This is a genomic window from Frankia sp. CgKIO3 (genome assembly GCF_977946435.1).
In genome coordinates this window covers 1-6,412 of record NZ_CDWTMO010000203.1, presented here as the reverse complement: position 1 = coordinate 6,412, position 6,412 = coordinate 1, and the positions used below count along the sequence as shown (strand labels likewise).

The following is a 6,412-nucleotide window of genomic DNA, read 5'->3' as shown; positions in this document are numbered from 1 at the left end:
CCGGCAACCAGACAGAACAGCCGGAACCGACACACCGACGACCATCAAGATCCAACTAGTGGAAGCGGCATTGGGTCAGCCAGCAGGGCACCAAGGCGGGTCGAGTCGGGGCCGCGGGTGGGGACAACCCCGTCTACATAGAGAAGATGCACGAGGCGTTCATGCGCAACGCGGACATTCTCGCCTACGAGGCGTACTTCCCCGATGCCCTGCCGAACAACGTCCGTTCCTCGTTGGTCGACCCCACCATCAATCCCATGGCGGCGGCGATGTACCAGCGGCTCTGGGGCTGATCCAACACGATCAGCGTACGCTGCCGGTCCCGGCGCGGGGGCTAGAGAAAGAAGATCATCGTACCCGCCGCGGCAGACCTCGCCAACCTCGCTGGCAAGACCAGCATCAAAACCTGAAGTTATTTTTCGGTACTCTCTGGCATCGGGCGCCGATGATCGGTGCTTACCCGGGTAGCTGCCGCCAGATTTCGCGCCAGCGGGTGTCGGACAGGGAAGCCGGATCGGCGCCCTCGGCACGGACCGTGCCCTCGACGGCGGCCAGCCGGTCCCGGAAGCGACGGGCGGTCGCCCGAAGGGCCCGCTCCGGATCGACGGAGGCCATCCGGGCGAGCGCGACGGCGGCAAAGAGCAGATCACCGATCAGGTCGTCCCCCGCCGTGCCCGACCGGGCCAGTACGGCGGCCGTGGCGGCGATCTCGGTGACCCGATCGCCCGCGTCGGTCACACCCCACGCGGCCGTCCCGGTCAGCGCGAGATCCGCAGGGACGCCGATGCCGGCCGCCCGCTTCAGCAGCTTGGCCGCGAGGGACAACGCCGGTTGGGAGAGTGGGACGCCCTCGGTCACCGAGACGCGCCCCTTCTCGACCGCCTTGATCGCGTCCCAGTTGGCGACGACGTTCGCCGGACCGTCCACGACCACGTCACCGAACACGTGCGGATGACGGCGGATCAGTTTGGCCACCAGGCCGGCCGCGACGTCATCGACGTCCCAGCCGTCCTCGGCGCGCTCGGCGGCGATCCGAGCGTGGAAGAGCACCTGCATCAGCACGTCGCCGAGTTCCTCGTGCAGCTCGGTGAGATCGTAGTCCTCGATCGCCTGATACGCCTCGTACGTCTCCTCGACCAGGTACGGAGCGAGCGAGGTGTGCGTCTGCTCGGCGTTCCAGGGGCAGCCGCCCGGCGACCGCAGGCGGTCCATGACCGCGACGGCGTCCAACAGGCTCGAGCCGGGCAGCTCCCTGGTGGCCACGAGGCTCGTCACTTCGACCCCGGTCACCCTCTCGATGCCGGCATCGTTCCGTTCCCCGGATCCACTCGCCTCGTCGAGGAGGCGGTCGAGGATGCTCGGCGCAAGCGGATCGGGCAGCCAGGCGACCTCGGCCGCCGCGGGATCCGGCAGGGCGGCCCGGATGAGGGTCACCGCGCCGGCCAGACCGCCGGGATCGCCGGGATCGACGATCAGGACGGTCGCACCGGCCGCCCGCAGCGCGGCGAGCTGAGGATGCGTGGGGCTCGCGGTCAGGACGGGCACCGTGCGCACGACATCCCATGCCCGGGCCGTGAGGATTCCCGGTGCCACCCGGGGGCTGGTGACGACCACGGTGATCCGCATCAACATGTCGCCGTCCGCTCAGGATCGGGTGGTCAGGTCCAGGATCGGCGTGGGCGCGGGCTTGCTGGCGATCGAGCCCTCGGCGGCGACCACGGCGAACTGCTTCGTGTCCCAGGTACCAAATCGTGGGTTTATCGAGATGGGATCCCGGGACTCGGCCTGCGCGAGTAGCGGGCGCACCTTCGTCGCCCGTTTGTCCGCCACCAGGAACCGGGCCAGGTAGGGCTTGGCCTGCCGGTAGCTGAGGGGGATCTTCCCGATCTGATCGACGATGCTGTCGTACTGGGCGCGGGTGTCCGCGTCGGAGGCGAGGATACCCGCGCTGATCTTGTCCCCGAGCGCCGACTCGAACGCTCCCGAGCGGACGATCGTCGCCACGTCCTGCTGGGCGAAGCCCGCCGCGGCGGCTCGCTGCTCGAACGCCTTCACGCTGCCGAACTGCAGGATCGCGTACGCCTGGTAGTAGGACGCGATGTCTTGGCCGGTCAGCGAGATCCCCAGCCGCTTCGCCTCACCGGAGATCAATTCGAGCTGCACGAGTGTGGTCAGGGTTCGTCGCTGGAGTTCACCTCGGTTGAGACTCTGCGACACCGACTGCGAGGTCTGCGGGATCGGTACTGTCTCCGCGGCCTTGAGCCCACGGTCGACAATGCCGCGCAGCTGGGAGGTCCCGATGGTCTGCGAACCGACCTGGGCGGCGGCCCCGGCATGGGTCGTGCACCCGGTACCGGCGGTACCGACGAGCACGAGGAGCCCGACACCGGCGAGGAGACGGGAAAGCTTCACGAGCCGAGACGGTATCCGCTCAGCGTGGCGTACGGTACGGCGCCCTACGCCAGGAGTCAGATCGAGGCCGCCGCGGCGGCGACCGAGTCGCCCGCGACCGCATGCAGGAGCTGGCCGACCCAGGCGAGCAGGGCCCGATCCCGCAACGGTCGGGAGCCGATGCGCCCCGTCTCGGTCGGCGCGGGAACGAGTACGGTCCGCACCGCCGGTTTGACCACGGCGCCCCGGTAGAGCCGGGTCAGCCGGAGTGTCTGGCTCTCCCGCAGCTCCAGCGGAGCGAACCGGATCTGGCGACCGGCGGCGATGATCTCCGTGACGCCAAAGTGCCGGGCAAGAACCCGCAGGCCCGTGACGGCCAGCAGGTTCTCGACCGGTTCGGGCACCGGACCGAACCGGTCCACGAGCTCGCCACGCACCTCGTCGATGTCGGCGTCCGTGGCGGCGCCGGCCAGCCGCCGGTAGGCGTCCAGCCGCAGCCGCTCGCTCGGCACGTAGTCGTGCGGCAGGCTCGCGTCGACCGGCAGCTCGACCTTGACCTCCGGGGGCTCCTCGACGCCCTCCTTGCGGTACTCGGCCACCGCTTCGCCGACCATCCGCACGTACATGTCGAACCCGACCGAGGCGATGTGCCCGGACTGCTCGCCGCCGAGCAGGTTGCCCGCTCCCCGGATCTCCAGGTCCTTCATGGCTACGGCCATTCCGGCACCAAGGTCGTTGTGCTGGGCGATCGTGGCGAGCCGGTCGTGGGCGGTCTCGGTCAGCGGCTTGTCCGGCGGGTACTTGTCCGGCGGGTAGAGGAAGTAGGCGTACGCCCGGTCCCGGCCCCGCCCGACCCGGCCGCGCAGCTGGTGCAGCTGGGACAGGCCGAACACGTCGGCCCGCTCGACGATGAGGGTGTTGGCGTTGGAGATGTCCAGGCCCGACTCCACGATCGTCGTGCAGACCAGCACGTCGAACTTCTTCTCCCAGAAGGAGACCATGACCTGCTCAAGCGCGTCCTCGTGCAGCTGGCCGTGGGCGGTGGCGATCCGCGCCTCGGGAACCAGATCGCGCAGCCGGGCGGCGGCCCGATCGATCGTCTCCACCCGGTTGTGGATGAAGAAGACCTGCCCCTCGCGCAGCAGCTCCCGGCGGATCGCCGCGGTCACCTGACGGGCGTCGTAGGCGGCGACCGAGGTCAGCACCGGGTGCCGCTCCTCGGGCGGAGTGTCGATGGTCGACAGCTCCCGGATGCCGGTGATCGACATCTCCAGCGTGCGGGGGATCGGTGTGGCGCTCATCGTAAGCACGTCCACCGCCGTGCGCATCTTCTTGAGCTGCTCCTTGTGCTCGACACCGAAGCGTTGCTCCTCGTCGACGATCACCAGGCCGAGATCCTTGAAGCGGTTCTCCCCGGACAGCAGCCGGTGGGTGCCGATGACCACGTCGACACTGCCGGTAGCGAGCCCCTTCTGCACCGCCTTGTGTTCGGCGGGCGAGTTGAACCGGCTCATCGCCTTCACCACCACCGGGAACGCGGCGTAACGCTCGGAGAAGGTCTGGAAGTGCTGCTGGACCAGCAGCGTCGTGGGCACCAGCACCGCGACCTGCTTGCCGTCCTGCACCGCCTTGAACGCGGCCCGCACCGCGATCTCGGTCTTGCCGTAGCCGACGTCACCGCAGATCACCCGGTCCATCGGGACCGGCTTCTCCATGTCGGCCTTGACCTCGTCGATGGCGGCGAGTTGATCGGGTGTCTCTCGGAACGGGAAGGCGTCCTCCAGCTCACGCTGCCAGGGACTGTCGGGAGCGAAGGCGTGCCCGGGAGCAGCCATCCGGGCGCTGTAGAGCCGGATCAGCTCACCGGCGATCTCCTTGACGGCCTTGCGGGCCCGACTCTTGCGCTTGGCCCAGTCGGCGCCGCCGATGCGGTCCAGGCTCGGCGCGTCACCCCCGACATACCGGGTGATCTGTTCAAGCTGGTCGGTCGGCACATACAGCCGATCGCCCCGGGCATACTCCAGCAGAAGGTACTCCCGCTTGGCGCCCGCGACGGTCCTGGTGACCATCTCGACGTAGCGGCCGACGCCGTGCGCGTCGTGGACCACCATGTCCCCCGGGAGCAGGGCGAGCGGGTCGATGCCCTTGCGCCGCCGGCTCGGCATGCGCCGCATGTCCTTCGTGATCACTCCGCGGACACCCGCGATATCACTTTCGGTAAGAACGGCGAGGCGCAAAGTATCGCTGGTGAAGCCGGTGGCGAGCCGACCGCAGGTCACCATGGCGACGCCCGGAGTGAGCGTGGCCTCCTCGGCGAGGCCGGCGCCCAGGTCGGCGTCGCGCAGCATCTCCACCAGGCGCTGCGCCGGACCGTGCCCCTCGGTGACCAGCAGCACTCGCCAGGACTCGGCGAGCCAGCCCTTGACGTCGGAGATGACCGCCGCGGTGTCCCCGTGGTAGATCGGTGCGGGCCGGAGGCTGGCGACCACCGTGTTGTCGCCGTACTCGGTCCCGTCGTAGACGGTGCCCGCCAGCCCGGTGCCTGCCGGCTCCCGGTCGATGCCTACCGGGGTCGACATGAAGGGAGTGACCGACCACCACGGCAGGCCGAGATCCTCCGCACGCTCGCGGACCTCGGTGATCGATCGGTAGGCGGCCGCGCCGAGATCGATCGGCGCGCCGCCACCCAGCGCCGCGACGCTCCACGACGCCTCGAGGAACTCCTGGCTCGTGCGTACCAGTTCGCTCGCCCGCGAACGGACCCGTTCGGGATCGCAGACCAGCACGTGGGTGCCGGCCGGCAGGTCGTCCAAGAGCAGTGACATGGCGTCGACGAGTACCGGGGCGAGCGCCTCCATCCCCTCCACGGGGATGCCGTCGGCGATCTTGTCGAGCAGGTCCAGCAGCTCCGGGTGGCGCGTCGCGAGGTCCGCGGCCCGCGCCCGCACCTGCGCGGTTAGCAGCAGTTCGCTGCACGGCGGCGCGAACAGGACACGGCCACCACCGGTCGCGCCATCATCCTCCGGCAGCGCCCGCTGGTCCGCCACGGAGAACCGGCGGATGTCCTCGACCTCGTCGCCGAAGAACTCGACCCGCAGCGGATGCTCCTCGGTGGGCGGGAAGACGTCGAGGATGCCGCCGCGCACGGCGATCTCGCCGCGCCGCTCGACCAGGTCCACCCGGTGGTAGGCGATGTCCACCAGCCGCGTCACCACGCCGTCGAGGTCGGCCGTATCGCCCTCGGCGAGGGTGACCGGTGCGAGCTCGCCGAGCCCGGCCACCTGGGGTTGCAACACCGCACGGATCGACGCGACCACGATCCGCAGCGGCGGCCGACCGGTGCTCGCCGGATGCGTGAGCCGGCGCAGCACGGCGAGGCGCTGCCCGACCGTGTCAGCCCGGGGGGACAGCCGCTCGTGGGGCAGGGTCTCCCAGCTCGGGAAGACCGCGACCACATCGGGACCGAGCAGGCTGCCGAGCGCCGATGCCAGATCCTCGGCCTCCCGGCCAGTAGCCACGACGGCGAGGACCGGCTGGTCGGCCCCGACCGCCAGGGCCGCGGCGGCGAAGGGCCGCAACGCCGCGGGACCAGCGAGGTCGAGGACCGGTTCACCGACCGCGCCGATCGCCCGGCCCAGGGCAGGGTCCCCGCCGGGACGGGCGATCAGCGCGTCGAGCAACGGCGCGAGGGTCATGGGGTGCGTCCCTGTGCCTCTCGGTTGGTTGGGATCCGACTCCGACTGGTTGGGATCCGACGACGTGACACGGCAAGGCCGATCCGGCCCTGATCTACCGCCCGGCCCCGCTCCACACGACGCTTCCGCCCGGCGATGCTCCGGTCCGCAGGCGCCGGGTCAACCTCGATACCCAGTCGATCTCGATACCGGATCAGGCCCGATACCGGGCCGACCTTGATACCCAGTTGACCCTGATACCGGGCCAGCCCCGATACCGGGCCGACCTTGATCGGCTCAACCCTGTCGGCACAGACGATATGTCCAGTCTACGACAACCTTCCCAC

The 6,412-nt window shown here is 69.9% G+C and carries 4 protein-coding genes; 1 reads left to right on the top strand and 3 read right to left on the bottom strand.

Annotated elements, in window-relative coordinates; genetic code table 11:
* The first annotated feature begins 146 nt into the window (after positions 1-146).
* Positions 147-293: a hypothetical protein gene (locus AC08OJ_RS17770; protein ID WP_476596329.1), complete on the top strand. Its 147-nt coding sequence runs from the start codon at positions 147-149 to the stop codon at positions 291-293.
* A 163-nt stretch (positions 294-456) separates the two neighbouring features.
* Here AC08OJ_RS17770 and mazG read toward each other — a convergent pair whose 3' ends face one another.
* Genes mazG through mfd form a run of 3 tightly spaced genes read right to left on the bottom strand, consistent with a single transcriptional unit; the run spans position 457 to position 6,086 of the window.
* Positions 457-1,632 carry a nucleoside triphosphate pyrophosphohydrolase gene (gene mazG / locus AC08OJ_RS17765; RefSeq protein ID WP_476596328.1) on the bottom strand — a complete coding sequence of 392 codons (1,176 nt, stop codon included), beginning with the start codon at positions 1,630-1,632 and terminating at the stop codon, positions 457-459.
* Between the two features lie 12 nt (positions 1,633-1,644).
* Positions 1,645-2,412, bottom strand: coding sequence for a SurA N-terminal domain-containing protein (locus AC08OJ_RS17760; protein ID WP_476594314.1), 768 nt, complete (start codon positions 2,410-2,412; stop codon positions 1,645-1,647).
* 56 nt (positions 2,413-2,468) lie between these two features.
* Positions 2,469-6,086, bottom strand: a complete 3,618-nt coding sequence (mfd, locus tag AC08OJ_RS17755) for a transcription-repair coupling factor (RefSeq protein WP_476596327.1) — start codon at positions 6,084-6,086, stop codon at positions 2,469-2,471.
* Positions 6,087-6,412 lie beyond the last annotated feature (326 nt).

Coding starts and splice junctions, on each gene's coding strand:
- AC08OJ_RS17770 (WP_476596329.1), top strand. CDS start 147: ATGCACGAGGCGTTCATGCGCAACGCGGACATTCTCGCCTACGAGGCG.
- mazG (WP_476596328.1), bottom strand. CDS start 1,632: ATGTTGATGCGGATCACCGTGGTCGTCACCAGCCCCCGGGTGGCACCG.
- mfd (WP_476596327.1), bottom strand. CDS start 6,086: ATGACCCTCGCGCCGTTGCTCGACGCGCTGATCGCCCGTCCCGGCGGG.